Below are 307 nucleotides of genomic sequence, written 5' to 3' on the forward strand. Positions count from 1 at the left end.
CATCCCGAACTCAGAAGTGAAACGATGCATCGCCGATGGTAGTGTGGGGTTTCCCCATGTGAGAGTAGGTCATCGTCAAGATTAAATTCCGAAACCCCAATTGCGAAAGCAGTTGGGGTTTTGTTTTAGTAGAAGTTCCTATTTTTGCTGGCACGTTACCGTGTTGACGGGCCAGATACAGAATTTCTTGACGACCATAGAGCGTTGGAACCACCTGATCCCATCCCGAACTCAGAAGTGAAACGATGCATCGCCGATGGTAGTGTGGGGTTTCCCCATGTGAGAGTAGGTCATCGTCAAGATTAAA

Annotated in this window: 1 rRNA gene; it reads left to right on the forward strand. The window is 47.9% G+C overall.

The features are described 5' to 3' along the window. Positions 1–186 precede the first annotated feature (186 nt). Positions 187–302, forward strand: a 5S ribosomal RNA gene (gene rrf / locus J5M57_RS28765). Positions 303–307 lie beyond the last annotated feature (5 nt).

It is taken from the genome of Pseudomonas sp. 86_A (assembly GCF_017491705.1).
GTDB lineage: Bacteria > Pseudomonadota > Gammaproteobacteria > Pseudomonadales > Pseudomonadaceae > Aquipseudomonas > Aquipseudomonas koreensis.